Source organism: Salmonella sp. SA15303, assembly GCF_029962125.1.
Classification (GTDB): Bacteria; Pseudomonadota; Gammaproteobacteria; order Enterobacterales; family Enterobacteriaceae; genus Salmonella; species Salmonella enterica.
Genome location: NZ_CP123924.1, coordinates 3,157,245 through 3,173,263, shown reverse-complemented (window position 1 = coordinate 3,173,263; position 16,019 = coordinate 3,157,245). Strand labels below are relative to the sequence as shown.

At 54.6% G+C, this 16,019-nt stretch carries 14 protein-coding genes; 7 read left to right on the top strand and 7 right to left on the bottom strand.

What is annotated here, in order from left to right:
- The first annotated feature begins 153 nt into the window (after nt 1-153).
- The 7 genes from QEN31_RS15630 to QEN31_RS15600 all read left to right on the top strand — a co-directional run bounded on the left by QEN31_RS15630 (nt 154) and on the right by QEN31_RS15600 (nt 7,871).
- Nucleotides 154-1,422 (top strand): SLC13 family permease, encoded by a 1,269-nt coding sequence (locus QEN31_RS15630; RefSeq protein WP_000074128.1) that lies wholly within the window; start codon nt 154-156, stop codon nt 1,420-1,422.
- Between the two features lie 49 nt (nt 1,423-1,471).
- A complete protein-coding gene (locus QEN31_RS15625) occupies nt 1,472-1,714 on the top strand; it encodes an oxaloacetate decarboxylase subunit gamma (RefSeq protein ID WP_001736189.1) in 243 nt (80 codons plus the stop codon).
- Between the two features lie 15 nt (nt 1,715-1,729).
- Nucleotides 1,730-3,505, top strand: coding sequence for a sodium-extruding oxaloacetate decarboxylase subunit alpha (oadA, locus tag QEN31_RS15620; RefSeq protein ID WP_099949691.1), 1,776 nt, complete (start codon nt 1,730-1,732; stop codon nt 3,503-3,505).
- 12 nt (nt 3,506-3,517) lie between these two features.
- Nucleotides 3,518-4,819: an oxalacetate decarboxylase subunit beta gene (locus QEN31_RS15615; protein WP_076735466.1), complete on the top strand. Its 1,302-nt coding sequence runs from the start codon at nt 3,518-3,520 to the stop codon at nt 4,817-4,819.
- Nucleotides 4,820-4,937: 118 nt separating this feature from the next.
- Complete coding sequence (locus QEN31_RS15610) at nt 4,938-5,636, top strand: triphosphoribosyl-dephospho-CoA synthase (protein WP_017441912.1); 699 nt, start codon at nt 4,938-4,940, stop codon at nt 5,634-5,636.
- A 379-nt stretch (nt 5,637-6,015) separates the two neighbouring features.
- Nucleotides 6,016-7,095 (top strand): FecCD family ABC transporter permease, encoded by a 1,080-nt coding sequence (locus tag QEN31_RS15605; RefSeq protein WP_000128327.1) that lies wholly within the window; start codon nt 6,016-6,018, stop codon nt 7,093-7,095.
- Complete coding sequence (locus QEN31_RS15600; protein ID WP_001214707.1) at nt 7,095-7,871, top strand: ABC transporter ATP-binding protein; 777 nt, start codon at nt 7,095-7,097, stop codon at nt 7,869-7,871. The genes QEN31_RS15605 and QEN31_RS15600 overlap by 1 nt, the downstream gene beginning before the upstream one ends.
- 90 nt (nt 7,872-7,961) lie before the next feature.
- On the opposite strand, the gene gpmA is transcribed toward QEN31_RS15600, so the two are convergent.
- The 7 genes from gpmA to modF form a co-directional block, all read right to left on the bottom strand.
- Nucleotides 7,962-8,714: a 2,3-diphosphoglycerate-dependent phosphoglycerate mutase gene (gene gpmA / locus QEN31_RS15595; protein WP_000301554.1), complete on the bottom strand. Its 753-nt coding sequence runs from the start codon at nt 8,712-8,714 to the stop codon at nt 7,962-7,964.
- A 223-nt stretch (nt 8,715-8,937) separates the two neighbouring features.
- On the bottom strand, nt 8,938-9,978 hold the full coding sequence (gene galM, locus QEN31_RS15590; RefSeq protein ID WP_000931428.1) for a galactose-1-epimerase: 1,041 nt from the start codon (nt 9,976-9,978) through the stop codon (nt 8,938-8,940).
- Entirely contained in the window at nt 9,972-11,120 is a 1,149-nt protein-coding gene (gene galK / locus QEN31_RS15585; protein WP_001049356.1) for a galactokinase, read from the bottom strand. Before galK ends, galM begins: the two co-directional genes overlap by 7 nt.
- Before the next feature lie 2 nt (nt 11,121-11,122).
- Entirely contained in the window at nt 11,123-12,169 is a 1,047-nt protein-coding gene (galT, locus tag QEN31_RS15580) for a galactose-1-phosphate uridylyltransferase (RefSeq protein ID WP_000187471.1), read from the bottom strand.
- A gap of 10 nt (nt 12,170-12,179) precedes the next feature.
- Nucleotides 12,180-13,196: a UDP-glucose 4-epimerase GalE gene (gene galE / locus QEN31_RS15575; protein ID WP_001265465.1), complete on the bottom strand. Its 1,017-nt coding sequence runs from the start codon at nt 13,194-13,196 to the stop codon at nt 12,180-12,182.
- A 222-nt stretch (nt 13,197-13,418) separates the two neighbouring features.
- Nucleotides 13,419-14,327 (bottom strand): DUF2167 domain-containing protein, encoded by a 909-nt coding sequence (locus QEN31_RS15570; protein ID WP_000885517.1) that lies wholly within the window; start codon nt 14,325-14,327, stop codon nt 13,419-13,421.
- A gap of 170 nt (nt 14,328-14,497) precedes the next feature.
- Complete coding sequence (gene modF / locus QEN31_RS15565; protein WP_064239885.1) at nt 14,498-15,973, bottom strand: molybdate ABC transporter ATP-binding protein ModF; 1,476 nt, start codon at nt 15,971-15,973, stop codon at nt 14,498-14,500.
- Nucleotides 15,974-16,019 lie beyond the last annotated feature (46 nt).

The window sequence follows — 16,019 nt, the reverse complement described above, 5'->3', positions numbered from 1 at the left end:
TCGGGTAAGTGTTGTTATTTATGTGAGTGTATTCTTTCTCAATAGAAATTAATTAGATGTAATTTTAGTATAACATGTGATTTATGCTTGTTGCAGTTGTATTCATGACTGTAATGAGTTGTTTTTGTACCCTAATAATATAAGGACGTATACATGTCACCAGCGATTATTACTTTGTTGGTTTTAGTGGTTGCAATAATTATCTTTGTTAGCGATCGTCTTCCTATGGGATTAGTTGCATTTATGGTCCCAATGGCACTTTATTTTACCGGTGTTATCGATGCTAAGGATATTTTTGCTTCAATCGTAAATGCGAATGTTATTCTTATCGTCGCCATGTGTGTACTCGGTGCGGCATTTTTTAAAACAGGTTTGGCATGGCAATCAAGTAAAATTTTACTAAAATATGCTAAAACAGAAAGAAGCCTTAGTGTATTGATTTTTCTTATTGGTGGAGTTATGTCTGCCTTTGTTTCTAATAGCGGAACAGTTGCTGTGCTAATTCCTATTGTTTTAGGTATTGCCGCCAGTAGTCAGATTAAGCCTATTAAACTTCTTATGCCTCTGGTTTTTGGGGCAACAATCGGTGCTGACATTTCTATTATCGGTTCGCCAGGAAATCTGATTGCTAAAAATACTATTGAAACTTTTAGTAAGGGAAGTCTGTCGGTGCCATTTTTCGAATACGCTAAAATTGGTATTCCTTTGCTGATTGCATGCTCTATATTTCTCTATTTCTTCGGTTCAAAACTCATCGCAGATCGTGATGGAAATACACAATCTGATTCTCAAATGGATTATAGCCAAATTCCGGCCTGGCATAGAAATTTAACTTTAGCCGTTTTTATTCTGTCTATCGCTGGAATGGTGGCAACTGATTATATTAAGTTTCTGCCTCCAATGCATATTATTGCATGTTGTGCGGCTATTGTTCTTGTATTCGCTGGCGTTTTAACACAAAAGGAAACTTTTAATTCTTTTGAAACGCTAACTGTTTTCATGCTTGCGTTTATGATGCCTTTAGGTGCCGCGCTTAATTCTACTGGTGCTGGAGAAATGATTGCCAATGCCGTTATTTCAGTAACCGGAGATTCTGGCGTTATGATTATTATGGCGTCATTGTGGATACTTACATGGGCTTTGACTCAAGTAATGAGTAACACTGCAGCATGTACGTTGTTATGCCCGGTAGGATGGACTATCGCACAATCTATTGGCGCAGACCCTCGTGCAGTTGTTATTGCTGTTTTTATTGCGAGTAGTGTTGCTGTTTGTACCCCAATGGCTATTCCAGCAAACTCAATGATTATTGGCCCGGGGAATGTTAAATTTAAAGATTTCTTAAAACCCGGATTGGCGATTAGTTTGGTTTGTTTTATCGTTAGTATGATTTTACTACCGATATTTTATCCCTTCTATTAATGCCTGATATTACTTTTCTATTTTAGATTATTAAATTTGAGACTTTATTATGAATAGTTCGGTGCTATTAGGTGAAGGCTTCACCCTGATGTTCCTCGGCATGGGGTTCGTGCTGGCGTTTCTGTTCCTGCTGATTTTCGCCATCCGCGGCATGTCCGCCGCCGTCAACCGCTTCTTCCCTGAACCGGTCCCGGTACCGAAGGCGGCACCCGCCGCCGCGCCCGCGGACGACTTCGCCCGCTTAAAGCCGGTGATTGCCGCCGCCATTCACCATCACCGCCTTAACGCTTAATTCCCGGAGGGATCCATGACTATTGCCATTACCGACGTCGTCCTGCGTGACGCCCACCAGTCCCTGTTCGCCACCCGCCTGCGTCTTGACGATATGCTGCCGATTGCCGCCCAGCTCGACGACGTGGGCTACGGCTCCCTCGAATGCTGGGGCGGCGCCACCTTTGACGCCTGCATCCGTTTCCTCGGCGAGGACCCGTGGCTGCGCCTGCGCGAACTCAAAAAAGCCATGCCCAAAACCCCGCTGCAGATGCTGCTGCGCGGCCAGAACCTGCTCGGCTACCGCCACTACGCCGATGACGTGGTGGAGCGCTTCGTCGAACGCGCGGTGAAAAACGGCATGGACGTGTTCCGCGTCTTCGATGCCATGAACGACCCGCGCAATATGAAGGCCGCCCTGCAGGCGGTGCGCAGCCACGGCGCGCACGCCCAGGGCACACTCTCCTACACCACCAGTCCGGCGCACACGTTGCAGACCTGGCTGGATTTAACAGAGCAACTGCTGGAAACCGGCGTTGACTCGATTGCCATCAAGGATATGTCCGGCATTCTTACACCGATGGCGGCGTATGAGCTGGTCAGCGAAATCAAAAAACGTTTTGAGGTGCGCCTGCACCTGCACTGTCACGCCACCACCGGGATGGCGGAGATGGCCCTGCTGAAGGCTATCGAGGCGGGTGTTGACGGCGTGGACACGGCGATTTCCTCCATGAGCGCCACCTACGGCCACCCGGCCACCGAGGCGCTGGTGGCGACGTTGGCAGGTACTGAGCACGACACCGGGCTGGATATCCTGAAGCTGGAAAACATCGCCGCCTACTTCCGCGAGGTGCGCAAAAAATACCATGCCTTTGAAGGCCAGCTGAAAGGCTGTGACAGCCGTATTCTGGTGGCCCAGGTGCCGGGCGGAATGCTCACTAACCTCGAAGGCCAGCTGAAGCAGCAGAACGCGGCGGACAAGCTGGACCAGGTGCTGGCGGAAATCCCCCGCGTGCGCGAGGACCTCGGCTTTATCCCGCTGGTGACCCCGACCTCGCAGATTGTCGGCACCCAGGCGGTGCTCAACGTCCTGACCGGCGAGCGCTACAAAACCATCGCCAAAGAAACCGCCGGGATACTGAAGGGCGAATACGGCCACACGCCGGTGCCGGTCAACGCCGGGTTACAGGCCCGCGTGCTGGAAGGGGGCGCTCCGGTGACCTGCCGTCCGGCGGATTTACTCAAACCGGAACTGGCTGAACTGGAAGCGGACGTCAGGCGCCAGGCGCAGGAGAAGGGCATTACTCTGGCGGGAAACGCTATCGACGACGTGCTCACCGTGGCGCTGTTCCCGCAAATCGGCCTCAAATTCCTTGAGAACCGCCATAATCCGGCGGCGTTTGAGCCACTGCCGCAGGCGGAAGCCGCGCAGCCGGTGGCAAAAGCAGAGAAGCCTGCCGCCTCCGGTATCTACACCGTGGAAGTGGAAGGCAAAGCCTTTGTGGTGAAGGTCAGCGACGGCGGCGATATCAGCCAGCTCACTGCGGCTGTTCCGGCGGCCTCTTCCGCACCGGTTCAGGCTGCCGCCCCGGCAGGCGCCGGCACCCCGGTCACCGCGCCGCTGGCGGGGAATATCTGGAAGGTGATTGCCACCGAGGGCCAGACGGTGGCCGAAGGCGACGTGCTGCTGATTCTGGAAGCCATGAAGATGGAAACCGAAATCCGCGCCGCGCAGGCCGGGACGGTACGCGGTATCGCGGTGAAGTCCGGGGACGCGGTCTCCGTCGGCGACACCCTGATGACGCTGGCGTAACGGAGAACTGAAATGGAAAGTCTGAACGCCCTGCTTCAGGGCATGGGGCTGATGCACCTTGGCGCAGGCCAGGCCATCATGCTGCTGGTGAGCCTGCTGCTGCTGTGGCTGGCGATTGCGAAGAAGTTCGAGCCGTTACTGCTGCTGCCAATTGGCTTCGGCGGGCTGCTCTCCAACATCCCGGAAGCGGGTATGGCGCTGACCGCGCTGGAAAGCCTGCTGGCGCACCACGACGCCGGGCAACTGGCGGTGATTGCCGCGAAGCTGAACTGCGCGCCGGACGTGCATGCCATTAAAGAGGCGTTAGCGCTGGCGCTACCGTCGGTGCAGGGCCAGATGGAGAACCTGGCGGTGGACATGGGCTACACGCCTGGCGTACTGGCGCTGTTCTACAAAGTGGCGATTGGTTCCGGTGTCGCGCCGCTGGTCATCTTCATGGGCGTCGGCGCGATGACCGACTTCGGCCCGCTGCTGGCCAACCCGCGCACCCTGCTGCTGGGGGCGGCGGCGCAGTTCGGTATCTTCGCCACGGTGCTCGGGGCGCTGACGCTGAACTACTTCGGCCTTATCAGCTTCACCCTGCCGCAGGCGGCGGCCATCGGCATTATCGGCGGCGCGGACGGCCCGACGGCGATTTACCTGTCGGGCAAGCTGGCGCCGGAGCTGCTGGGGGCCATCGCGGTGGCGGCGTACTCGTATATGGCGCTGGTGCCGTTAATCCAGCCGCCGATTATGCGCGCGCTGACCAGCGAGAAAGAGCGGAAAATCCGCATGGTGCAGCTGCGCACGGTGAGTAAGCGGGAAAAAATCCTCTTCCCGGTGGTGCTGTTACTACTGGTGGCGCTGCTGCTGCCGGACGCCGCGCCGCTGCTGGGGATGTTCTGCTTTGGCAATCTGATGCGCGAAAGCGGCGTGGTGGAGCGTCTGAGCGACACGGTACAGAACGGGCTGATTAATATCGTGACCATTTTCCTCGGGCTGTCGGTGGGCGCGAAGCTGGTCGCGGATAAGTTCCTGCAGCCGCAGACGCTGGGCATTCTGCTGCTGGGTGTGATTGCGTTCGGGATTGGGACGGCGGCCGGGGTGCTGATGGCGAAGCTGATGAACCTGTGCAGTAAGAACAAAATCAACCCGCTGATTGGCTCCGCCGGCGTGTCGGCGGTGCCGATGGCGGCCCGCGTATCGAACAAGGTGGGCCTGGAATCAGACGCGCAGAACTTCCTGCTGATGCACGCGATGGGGCCGAACGTGGCCGGGGTGATTGGCTCGGCGATAGCCGCCGGGGTGATGCTGAAGTACGTGTTGGCGATGTAAATCTGTTCCTTTCCCGGAGGCGGCGCGTTGCGCCTGTCCGGGCTACCGGATTGCATGGATCTGTAGCCCGGACAGATGCGCAGCATCGTCTCCGGGAATGTCCCATAAGGAGACTTTGATGAATGAAACCATAGCATTTCGTCCGGAAGGCCGGGCATCGATAAAAGATGTGGTTGTCAATTATACGCTGGCATCACTGGACGAGCTTGAACAACTGCACCCGGCGCTGAATCTGCTGGCGCACCCGTCAATTGTCCGTGGCAGCCATGATTTCTTTGTCCGTTGTTATGACGCGGGCGTACAGCATGCGCAGGCCGGGGCGGCTGAAACGGTAGCGGTTTTGCCTGATTCGCTGCCACAAGAACGGCAAAGGAGCGGGCTGCTGTGTGCCGCAGCAGGTCGTCTGGATGCCCTGCGCCAGCCGCTGACGCACAATCGTTTATGTGACCTGGCCAGTCAGTTCTGTGCTGGCATGGCAGATGTTGACAGCGAAACCCGCAGCGGTTTTTATACCGTGCGCAGCATATCGCTGCCGGTTTACCGGCGGCTGTTGCGGGATCAACATTCTCACGGTGTCTGCCTGCAGCAGGCTCTGCTGCACCTGCTGGCCTGGAAGAGCGATTCTCCCTGGGCGCGGCAGCAGGCGCAGCGGCTGCTCTGGCAGGGCGGCGTGCTGGGCGATAAAGGTGAGTTTGCGCTTATGACGCTGGATGATGAACTGCGGGAGCGCCAGATTGAGTGGCCCGGGTTGTGGTCGCTGCTGGCCGTCACCGGGTTTCTGGCGAAATTCCCTGCCGGGCCGATATTTGCTGACTGAAAAATGAGGACTGCTGACAATTATCTGTTGTGTTGGCATTTCTGCGAGAGGCAGCTAGCGCTTTGCCTGACTTACGAAATGAGAATATCAACAGATTACGTACTTTTTGTAGGTCCGTGGTTGGAACATTGCCACCTGGTTACACGTTGTCAGCAGCCTCAAGCGTGGATGGCTCCACGCTTTTTTTGTCTATGGAAAACCCCCAGCCAGGCTCTGTCTCTTGATCAGGAGATCTGATCAAGAGACAGAGCTATGCCGGAGGATATTTATTGGAAACCGATGAGATAGGCCACCGTGTCATCAATCGAAATATAAATAAATATATAACGAAATAATTCGGCGCTATAATTCTCCTCTGATTAATAACGTAGCCCGAGCCATGACCTGTCAGGACAAATCACTTTTAGCCCCCGCTCTCGCTTCCACGCCCGTCATTCCGCGCTATCGCCAGATCATACGCAAACGGGCTGTGCTCATGTTAGCTATTGCGCTGGCGATGATGGCTTCACTGATGGTGGATGTAACCTGTGGGTCTTCGGGTTTACCGCTCAGTGCGCTGTGGCAGGCGCTTTTCCAGCCGGAAAAGGTGAATGCGGGCATACACGTTATTGTCTGGGATATTCGTTTACCCTATGCCCTGATGGCCCTACTGGTGGGCATGGCGTTAGGGTTAGCGGGCGCCGAAATGCAAACCATTTTAAATAATCCGCTGGCGACGCCGTTTACCCTTGGCGTATCGTCCGCAGCGGCTTTTGGCGCTGCGCTGGCGATTGTGTTGGGGATCGGTATTCCCGGTATTCCTGCCGCCTGGTTTATCCCGGCCAATGCGTTCATCTTTGCGCTTTTATCCGCGTTACTCCTGGACGGTATTACCCGTTGGACAGGCGTCGCCGCATCCGGAGTGGTGTTGTTCGGTATTGCGCTGGTATTCACCTTTAACGCGTTGGTCGCCATTATGCAGTTTGTGGCTGATGAAGATACGCTGCAGGGGCTGGTATTCTGGACGATGGGGAGCCTGGTCCGCGCGTCGTGGGAAAAATTGGGCGTACTGGCCGTGGTGTTTATTGCTGTGCTTTTTTGCGCGTTACGAAGCGCCTGGCAACTCACGGCATTACGTCTGGGCGAAGAGAGGGCGATGAGCTTTGGGATTCATGTCCGCCGTTTACGCCTGCTGTCATTGTTGCGTATCAGCTTGTTATCAGCGCTGGCGGTAGCTTTCGTCGGGCCGATTGGTTTTATTGGTCTCGTTGCGCCGCACATTGCGCGAATACTGTTGGGGGAAGATCACCGTTTCTACCTTCCGGGCAGCGTGCTGATAGGCGGGCTGGTGTTATCGCTGGCCTCTATTGCGGCGAAAAATAGTATTCCGGGCGTCATGGTGCCGGTGGGGATTGTCACCTCGCTGGTCGGGGTTCCGTTCTTTTTAAGCATTGTATTGCGACATCGGGGGAGTCTCTGATGCGCGGGTTAATGCTCCGCTCATTTAGCGCCGGCTATTCCACTCAGCCGGTTATTGCAGATCTCAACGTTCCCTTACTGCCGCGCGGGAAAATTACCATTTTGCTGGGGCCGAACGGCTGTGGTAAATCGACGTTACTACGTTCGCTGGCCGGGCTGAATAACGCCGACGGCGAGGCGCTGCTTGATGGCGAAGATCTCATGTCGTTATCGTTTGCCGAGCGGGCGCAGAAAGTTGTGTTTTTGCCGCAGTCATTACCGCAGGGCGTACATCTGCATGTACTGGAGTCGATTATCGTGGTACTGCGGGCATCAGGCGGCAGAGACAATGCGCAGGGCAGAGCGCAGATACTGGCTATCCTTGAGCAATTGGGCATAACGCATCTGGCGTTGCAGTATCTCGACCAGCTTTCCGGCGGTCAGCGGCAGTTAGTGGGTCTGGCGCAATCACTGATTCGTCGCCCTGAACTTCTGTTGCTGGATGAGCCGCTCAGCGCGCTGGATTTAAACTATCAGTTTCACGTAATGGATCTCGTGCGTCGGGATACCCTGGCGCAAAATAGGGTAACGATAGTCGTGGCGCATGACATTAATATTGCCCTGCGTCATGGTGACCATGTCCTGATGCTAAAAGACGGCAGGCTGGTCGCCAGCGGCGCGCCGGAGACGGTGATTACTGCGGAGCGTCTGGCTGAAGTGTACCGGGTACGAGGACGCGTGGAGCGCTGTTCGCAGGGGAAATTGCAGGTGGTGCTGGACGGCGTGATCGCTGTTTAAGACATATTGCCTGATGGCGCTGCGCTTATCCGGCCTACCCATTGCTCGTAGGCCGGATAAGGCAGTTATACCGCCATCCGGCAAAGGTGATTACTTCGCTTTACCCTGATTCGCCACGGCAGCCGCTTTCGCGGCGATTTCGTCAGCGTTGCCCAGATAGTAATGTTTGATCGGCTTGAAGTTTTCGTCGAACTCATACACCAGCGGCACGCCGGTCGGGATGTTTAACTCAAGGATCTCATCTTCACTCATGTTATCCAGGTATTTCACCAGCGCACGCAATGAGTTACCGTGAGCGGCGATGATCACGCGCTCACCGCTCTTCATACGCGGCAGGATGGTGTCGTTCCAGTAAGGAATAACGCGGTCGATGGTCAGCGCCAGACTTTCGGTCAACGGCAGCTCTTTCTCGCTCAGTTTGGCATAACGTGGATCGTGACCCGGATAACGCTCATCATCTTTGGTCAGTTCCGGCGGCGTCACGGCAAAACCGCGGCGCCACTGCTTAACCTGCTCGTCACCATATTTTTCTGCCGTTTCCGCTTTATTCAGCCCCTGCAACGCGCCATAGTGACGTTCATTGAGTTTCCAGGATTTTTCCACCGGCAGCCACGCCTGATCCAGTTCATCCAGTACGTTCCACAGCGTATGGATAGCGCGTTTCAGTACGGAAGTGTAGGCAAAATCAAAGCTGAAACCTTCTTCTTTTAGCAGTTTACCCGCTGCTTTTGCTTCGCTTACGCCTTTTTCAGACAGGTCAACATCATACCAGCCGGTGAAACGGTTCTCTTTGTTCCATTGACTTTCACCGTGACGTACCAGAACCAGCTTAGTTACAGCCATACTCTCACTCCTATAAATCATATGTAATGATAATAATTCTCATTATATTGCCGCGAGATGTTGGCGGCAATGCTTACGCATAACCATAGCGAAAATAGTGGCGCAGTGTAAGGTTCTTGTGAACTCAGAGTTGCGATTTTGTCTTTAAGTGGTGGAGGTTTGAGCAGGGCAATGGCGCGTAGGCCCGATAAGCTTGCGTCATCGGGCATGTAGCGGCATATCGTTAGAACGGAATAAACTGATACTCGGTCAGGCTGGCGTACTCCTCGCCAGGGCGAAGGATACAGTCAGGCTGCGGCCATTCAGGATGATTCGGGCTGTCCGGCAGCAGTTCGCTTTCCAGCGCCAGCCCTTGCCAGTCGGCATAAGGTTCCGGTCCGCGGGAAGGTGTACCCGCCAGATAATTGCCGGAATAAAACTGTAGCGCCGGGGCGGTGGTGTAAACCATCATTTGTAGCTTTCCATCCTGTGACCACAGACGGGCCGCCGGCTTTTTGCCATCACCCTGCGTCTGTAGCAGGAAAGCATGATCGTAGCCTTTAACCTTGCGCTGATCGTCATCGGCGAGAAACTCGCTGGCAATGACTTTTGGCATCCGGAAGTCAAACGAGGTATTGGCTACCGATTTTAGCCCCTGGCGTGGAATACCGGATTCATCTACCGGCAGATACTCATCCGCCAGAATTTGCAGCTTATGTTGGCGCACGTCGGTCCGATCGCCGTCCAGATTAAAATAGACGTGGTTGGTCAAATTCACCGGACAGGGTTTATCGACCGTCGCCCGGTAGGTGATGGAGATTCTATTGTCATCGGTCAGACGATATTGCGCCGTGGCGCAAAGATGGCCAGGAAAGCCCTGGTCGCCGTCATCAGAGGTGAGCGCGAATAATACCTGGCGATCGTTTTGGTTCACAATTTGCCAGCGGCGCTTGTCAAAGCCTTCCGGTCCGCCGTGTAGCTGGTTCTCGCCCTGGCTTGGGCTTAACTGTACGGTTTCGCCGGCAAACGTATAGCGGCTATTGGCGATACGGTTCGCGTAACGGCCAATAGAGGCGCCGAGGAATGACGTCTGTTCAGGGTAGTGTTCCGGGCTGGCGCAGCCCAGCAATGCTTCCCGAACGCTGCCGTCAGACAGCGGAATACGGGCGGAAAGAAGAGTGGCTCCCCAGTCCATCAGCGTTACCACCATCCCTGCGCTGTTGCGCAGGGTTAGCAGGCGGTACGGTTGACCATCGGGGGCCAGTGCGGGCGTTTCATTTAGCACTGTCCTGCTCCTTGTGACGGTTTGCATACATAAAAGGTTTCTTTGATTCCGGTTTTCGCTTCGTACTGTTGCGCAACGGCCTGCCGAACAGCGGGAACCAGATCTTCCGGGATCAGTGCGACAACACACCCGCCAAAGCCGCCGCCGGTCATGCGCACGCCGCCTCGATCGCCGATGGTCGCTTTGACAATGTCTACCAGCGTGTCTATCTGCGGGACGGTAATTTCGAAATCATCGCGCATTGAGGCATGGGACTCCGCCATCAGTTGGCCCATACGTTGCAAATCACCTTTCTCCAGCGCGCTTGCCGCTTCAACGGTGCGCGCATTTTCGCTCAATACATGGCGAACGCGTTTTGCGACTACCGGGTCCAGTTCGCTGGCAACGGCATTGAACGCCTCAAGGCTGACATCGCGCAGGGCCGGCTGCTGGAAGAAACGGGCGCCGGTTTCGCACTGTTCACGGCGGGTATTATACTCGCTGCCCACCAGCGTGCGCTTAAAGTTACTATTGATGATCACCACGGCGACACCTTTCGGCATGGAAACCGCTTTGGCGCCGAGCGTACGGCAATCAATCAGCAACGCATGATCTTTTTTGCCGAGCGCAGAGATGAGCTGATCCATAATGCCGCAGTTACAGCCAACAAACTGGTTCTCGGCCTCTTGTCCGTTGAGCGCAATTTGCGCGCCGTCCAGCGGCAGGTGATAAAGCTGCTGGAAGACGGTGCCCACCGCCACTTCCAGCGAGGCGGAGGAGCTTAACCCGGCGCCCTGCGGCACATTGCCGCTGATGACCATATCCACGCCGCCAAACGCGTTGTTACGCTGCTGCAGGTGTTTCACTACGCCGCGCACATAGTTTGACCACTGCTGGCTATCGTGGGTCACGATCGGCGCATCCAGTGAAAATTCGTCCGCCTGATTGTCGTAATCGGCGGCAATCACCCGTACGGTACGATCGTCGCGCGGCGCACAGCTAATTACGGTCTGGTAATCAATAGCGCAGGGCAGAACAAAACCATCATTGTAATCAGTGTGCTCGCCGATCAGATTGACGCGGCCTGGCGCCTGAATCGTGTGGGTGGCAGGGTAGCCGAAAATTTCAGCAAACAGCGCGCGCGTTTTCTCTTTCAGATTCATTTTTATACTCCGGATTCGCGAAAATGGATGTCGCTGACCGCGCGCAGGCGTTCAGCCGCTTGTTCTGCGGTTAAATCACGCTGGGTTTCCGCCAGCATTTCATAGCCGACCATAAATTTACGGACGGTCGCAGAGCGCAGCAGCGGCGGATAAAAGTGCGCGTGCAACTGCCAGTGTGCGTTTTCTTCACCGTTAAACGGCGCGCCGTGCCAGCCCATTGAGTAGGGGAAGGAACACTGGAACAGGTTGTCATAACGACTGGTCAGCTTTTTCAACGCCAGCGCCAGAGAGTCGCGCTGCTCGTCGTTTAAATCGGTAATGCGCAGGACATGCGTTTTGGGTAACAGGAGCGTTTCGAACGGCCACGCCGCCCAGTAAGGCACCACCGCCAGCCAGTGTTCGGTTTCGACCACGGTGCGGCTGCCGTCCGCCAGTTCTCGCTGGACATAATCCACCAGCATTGGCGAGCGCTGCTCGGCGAAGTAGGCTTTTTGTAAACGATCTTCGCGTTCGGCCTCATTCGGCAGGAAGCTGTTGGCCCAGACCTGTCCATGCGGATGCGGGTTCGAACAGCCCATCGCCGCGCCTTTATTTTCAAAGACCTGCACCCACGGATAGGTTTTGCCTAACTCGGCGGTCTGCGTCTGCCAGGTTCTGACGATTTCCGTCAGCGCGGGCAGGCTCAACTCCGGCAGCGTTTTACTGTGATCGGGAGAAAAGCAGATCACGCGGCTGGTGCCGCGCGCGCTCTGACAGCGCATCAGCGGATCGTGGCTGTCCGGCGCATCCGGCGTATCGGCCATCAGCGCCGCGAAATCGTTAGTAAAGACGTAAGTCCCTTTGTAATCGGGATTTTTATCGCCGGTGACACGCGTATTGCCCGCACACAAGAAGCAGTCCGGATCGTGGGCCGGCAGCATTTGCTGAGACGGCGTTTCCTGCGCCCCCTGCCAGGGGCGTTTTGCGCGATGCGGCGAAACCAGAACCCACTGGCCGGTAAGCGGGTTATAACGGCGATGCGGATGATCGATGGGATTAAATGGGGTCATAACAACGTCCTTAATCTGGGTATCCCTGCGGATGGCGTGACTGCCAGTGCCAGGTGTCCTGCGCCATTTCGTCAAGCGTGCGGGTGACGCGCCAGTTCAGCTCGCGATCGGCTTTGCTGGCATCCGCCCAATACGCCGGGAGATCGCCGTCGCGGCGCGGCGCGAAGTGGTAATTAATGGGTTTACCGCAGGCTTTACTAAAGGCGTTGACCACATCCAGGACGCTACTGCCGACACCCGCGCCGAGGTTATAAATATGTACGCCGGATTTGTCCGCCAGTTTTTCCATCGCCACGACGTGCCCGTCGGCTAAGTCCATAACGTGAATGTAATCGCGTACGCCGGTGCCATCCTCGGTCGGGTAATCGTTGCCGAAAACGGCGAGCGATTCGCGACGACCCACGGCGACCTGGGCGATATAGGGCATCAGGTTATTCGGAATACCTTGCGGATCTTCTCCCATGTCGCCCGACGGGTGCGCGCCGACCGGGTTGAAATAACGCAGCAGCGCAATACTCCACTCCGGCTGGGCTTTTTGCAGATCGGTGAGGATCTGTTCTACCATCAATTTACTTTTGCCGTAGGGGCTTTGCGGCGTGCCGGTAGGAAAACTTTCGACGTAAGGAATTTTGGGCTGATCGCCATAAACGGTGGCAGAGGAGCTAAAAATAAGGTTTTTAACGTTGGCCGCACGCATGGCGCTGACCAACCGTAGCGTACCGTTGACGTTGTTGTCATAGTACTCCAGCGGCCTGGCGACCGATTCGCCGACGGCTTTCAGGCCGGCAAAGTGAATCACGGTATCAATCGCGTGATCGTGCAGAATTTCGGTTATAAGCGCTTCGTTGCGAATATCGCCTTCGACAAAGGTCGGGTGCTTACCGCCCAGACGTTCAATAACGGGCAGCACGCTGCGCTTGCTGTTGCAGAGGTTATCGAGGATGACGACGTCATGACCATTTTGCAGCAATTGTACGCAGGTATGACTTCCAATGTAACCGCTACCACCTGTAACCAATACTCTCATAATTCGCTCCGTTAAGCCTATGGTATGGAATAACCATAGCATAACAAAGATGCGAAAAGTGTGACATGTAATAAATTAGTGGAATCGTTTACACACTGGTGATTTTACGCATTTGTATCGATTAAATGATTACAAATCATCTGGCTTGAGAATGCTTCTGCTTTTTATCCGAAAAAAAGGCGCGTTACGCGCCTGGGAATAAAACGGACGGGGCAGGAGCTGTCAGTCTTTTTTACGCGAGAGTAGCTTCCTGGCGAGCGCCCCGACAGCGACGACGCCGATAGCGGTCACTTTCCAGAATTTAAGTAACGCGATACCGAGCATAGCAAGCAGTCCTACTTTCTTGGCCGCGATACCGCCAATCAGCGCGGCGATCCCATACTCCGCTATTTTGTCCGTTGATTCGTTGAAGTCAGCGTAGCGTTGTCCAGAGTTGAACTTGACGGCACTGAGAATTCTTTTCGCCAGTGGGATTTCATGGTCAACAGAACCTCTGTCAGTCACCAGATTTAAAGAAAAATAACCTTCACGTCCCAGCAGATAGGTGTTGTAGTTCACGCCTTGTTCATTCAGTGGTTCGTTGGTGCCGATATCCTGGATGGCGGCGGACCAGATCAGACGATGATTGGTTGCATCGTAGGTAGGCTTCTCGATCCAGCCAATAATTTCTATCGGCTCAATGCCTTTTGCAATACGATCTTTATTCGCTTCTTTTGTGCCTTTGCGCAGGTTATCCATTAATTCATCGGCATCCCAGTTTTTTGCATCGTCATCTTTTACATAACCAGAATCATCATATTCGATAGAAATAAATCCATTCATTTCCTTTTTAAATACGAGACCGTAAAAATATTCATCGTCAACATAGTTACCAATTTCACGCATAAATACCGCCGCTTCTTTTGCGGGTATCCAGGTAAAACCTTCCGGCAGATTAAGCGTGGCTTTATCACCTAAACTAATTTTTGTCGGACCCGCAACGGCGGCGCGACTCATGCCTTCAACAGCGACCTCAACGGCGGTTTTACGCGCCTCCTGCGCAGCGGTAGGCTTTTGCTCAGCATAACTGCCGGGGCAAAATAACATGGCTGCCAGTAAAAATAGTATTATTTGTGGAAAACGAAAAGCCATAATGAATCCCTTATATTCACATACGACATCATTGTCGAAAATTTCAGGATTATTATGACAATGAGGCGGTCAGCGATTCAAGAGATAGTAAGCTTATCGACCATTATTATTATTCTTAATAAAAGGAGAGTGGTTCCAGAATGGCGCGCGGCGCCATTCTGATAATACATTTAATTATTGCATCGTCCGGAAACGTACTTATAACGTTCGCCCTCTGGTACAAATTCCAGCCGGTGGGTAATACAGGCAGGCGCATCCTCTGCATGATGGGAAACGAACAGCAGTTGGGTCTCTCCCTGGCGAATTAATACATCTACAAAACGGCGTACCAGTTGGCGGTTCAGCGGGTCCAACCCTTGCAGCGGCTCATCCAGAATCAACACTGTCGGATGCTTAACCAGCGCGCGCACGATCAGCGCCAGCCGCTGCTGTCCCCAGGAGAGACTGTGGAAAGGGGCATCCGCCGTACGCTTATCGATTCCCAGAATATCCAGCCACTGTTGCGCCAGTTTTCGTTGCCTGTCTGAAACGGCCTGGTAAATGCCGATAGAATCGAAATAGCCGGAGAGAATGACATTGCGCACCGTGGTACTGACGCGGTAATCCAGATGTAAACTGCTGCTGACGTAGCCGATATGTTTTTTGATATCCCAGATTGTTTCGCCGCTTCCTCGCCGCCGCCCGAACAGCGTAAGATCGTTGCTGTAGCCTTGCGGATGATCGCCAGTAATAAGGCTAAGCAACGTAGACTTACCCGCTCCGTTAGGACCGACGATCTGCCAGTGTTCGCCCGGATTGACTCGCCAGCTTAGGTGGTGGAGGATAGGGCGATCGTTATACGAGACTATGCCATCGTTAAGTACGATCCGTGGTTCGCCATCGGGTAACGCATGGCGGGCGGAAGGTTCGTCCGGTTCGGGTAATTGTACGTCGGTCAGACGCTCGCTGTGCGCGAGTTGAGCGACCAACGCCCGTTGCAGTAACTCTGTCGTCGTTCCGGTCTCCGCCAGCGTACAGTCGGCAAGCACGCCGGCAAACTGCACGAAGTCCGGGATTTCATCAAAACGGTTGAGTACCAGCGCCAGGGTCATACCCGCCTGGTTCAACGCCGTCAGGCGTTGCGCCAGTTGTTGACGGGCGGTCACGTCAAGCCCGTCGAACGGTTCATCAAGGATCAATAACTCCGGCTCAGACATCAGCGCCTGACACAGCAGCGCTTTTCGCGTCTCGCCGGTAGAAAGGTATTTAAAACGCCTGTCGAGTAAAGCGGAAATGCCGAACTGCTGCGCCAGCATCGCACAGCGGGCAGGATGGTGAACTTCATCCTGAATAATTTCCGCGGTAGTGCGCCCGGTATCGTCTTCGCCAGGACTGAGCATATCGGTGTTATTACGTTGCCACTCATCGCTGACCAGCTTTTGCAATTGTTCAAAGGACAGACGAGTAATGCGGGTAAACTGACACTGGCGCTCGCCTGTTAATAACGGCAGTTCACCCGCCAGCGCGCGGGCGAGCGCCGACTTCCCGCTCCCGTTAGCCCCAACGAATGCCCAGCTATCGCCCGCATTGAGCGTCAGCGAATCCAGATGAAGTGTTTTTGTATCGCTCAGACGAAACGTGCCTTGCGAAATTTGCAACGATGACATTTTGCATCCCATTTTTTGCAGCGATGATTGACAGGGATACGTCTTT

Bases quoted from the DNA above. Each gene is read 5' to 3' on its own strand.
- galK (WP_001049356.1), bottom strand. From the start codon at position 11,120: ATGAATCTGAAAGAGAAAACGCGCGCGCTGTTTGCTGAAATTTTCGGC.
- gpmA (WP_000301554.1), bottom strand. From the start codon at position 8,714: ATGGCTGTAACTAAGCTGGTTCTGGTACGTCACGGTGAAAGTCAATGG.
- QEN31_RS15570 (WP_000885517.1), bottom strand. From the start codon at position 14,327: ATGGCTTTTCGTTTTCCACAAATAATACTATTTTTACTGGCAGCCATG.
- oadA (WP_099949691.1), top strand. From the start codon at position 1,730: ATGACTATTGCCATTACCGACGTCGTCCTGCGTGACGCCCACCAGTCC.
- QEN31_RS15605 (WP_000128327.1), top strand. From the start codon at position 6,016: ATGACCTGTCAGGACAAATCACTTTTAGCCCCCGCTCTCGCTTCCACG.
- QEN31_RS15615 (WP_076735466.1), top strand. From the start codon at position 3,518: ATGGAAAGTCTGAACGCCCTGCTTCAGGGCATGGGGCTGATGCACCTT.
- QEN31_RS15625 (WP_001736189.1), top strand. From the start codon at position 1,472: ATGAATAGTTCGGTGCTATTAGGTGAAGGCTTCACCCTGATGTTCCTC.
- QEN31_RS15630 (WP_000074128.1), top strand. From the start codon at position 154: ATGTCACCAGCGATTATTACTTTGTTGGTTTTAGTGGTTGCAATAATT.
- QEN31_RS15600 (WP_001214707.1), top strand. From the start codon at position 7,095: ATGCGCGGGTTAATGCTCCGCTCATTTAGCGCCGGCTATTCCACTCAG.
- galE (WP_001265465.1), bottom strand. From the start codon at position 13,196: ATGAGAGTATTGGTTACAGGTGGTAGCGGTTACATTGGAAGTCATACC.
- QEN31_RS15610 (WP_017441912.1), top strand. From the start codon at position 4,938: ATGAATGAAACCATAGCATTTCGTCCGGAAGGCCGGGCATCGATAAAA.
- modF (WP_064239885.1), bottom strand. From the start codon at position 15,973: ATGTCATCGTTGCAAATTTCGCAAGGCACGTTTCGTCTGAGCGATACA.
- galT (WP_000187471.1), bottom strand. From the start codon at position 12,169: ATGACCCCATTTAATCCCATCGATCATCCGCATCGCCGTTATAACCCG.